This window comes from bacterium endosymbiont of Bathymodiolus sp. 5 South, assembly GCF_900128535.1.
In the GTDB taxonomy this organism is placed as follows: Bacteria; Pseudomonadota; Gammaproteobacteria; order PS1; family Pseudothioglobaceae; genus Thiodubiliella.
The window spans coordinates 1-908 of record NZ_FQTR01000403.1; the positions used below are offsets into that span (position 1 = coordinate 1).

The window sequence follows — 908 nt, forward strand, 5'->3', positions numbered from 1 at the left end:
GATAAATTCCTTAAGGGAATGTGAAGAAAATTTTAAAGTAACAAAAGGAGAAGACTTTAAGTTTTTAGACGATATAAGTACAAACAAGAAATATCTCGATGAAAAATGTATCTTTAATTTTGAGCTATCTTTAATTGATTTTTTTTCTTCAACAGAAGTAGAAAAATCGGTTTTATATATTTTTTGTAATAATATTTTTTTAAAAAAAGTAACAATAAAGCAAGGGTATGGTGTTTCTGGTGTTTCTGGTGTTTCTGATTGGCTTTCTAAAGTTGGAGTTATAAGTATTCCAAATTTTGCTTTTTGGAATGCAAAATTTGAAGATGAATGTTTAATAGAGTTTGACCATAATGAAAATGACTTATCGTTTATTTTTAATCAGTGTCATTTTTCTAAAAAACTTAAAATTAGAAATAGTGGACGAAGACCGCAATTGCCAGGTGGAACAGATTTTGGCGAATATGAAACTGTTCAAGAAACAAAACTATACCTTAATAAATTACATTTAAAAGATTGTTCTGTTAATGACGGGGTATATTTAAGAATTGGCTTTGTTAGTGTTGAGGATTTTATTTTATCAAATTTAAAACTTCCACAAAATACAGAATTAAGTATCGGGGATTGTCATTTTGAAAATTTTCAGCTTACAAATTTTAGGAATATAGGGAAATTTAAACTTTATAAAATCAATATTTTAATAATAGAGCATGAATATTTCCATAATCCCCATCAAAAAGATGAAGCAAAAGGCAATAAAAAGTTTCAAATTGACAATACTTCGATTGGTAAAACAGACTTTCAGAGTATTAATTTATCAAGTTTTACAGAGATAAAAATATTTGATAATATTTTTACTGAAATTGATTATACAAATATAATTTGGAGTGATAAAGTTGTAGGGGTTGGGC

The 908-nt window shown here is 26.4% G+C and carries 1 protein-coding gene; it reads left to right on the forward strand.

Annotated elements, in window-relative coordinates:
• The coding region (locus BBROOKSOX_RS11805; RefSeq protein ID WP_180324068.1) for a hypothetical protein at window positions 1–908 on the forward strand (908 nt) is incomplete at both ends.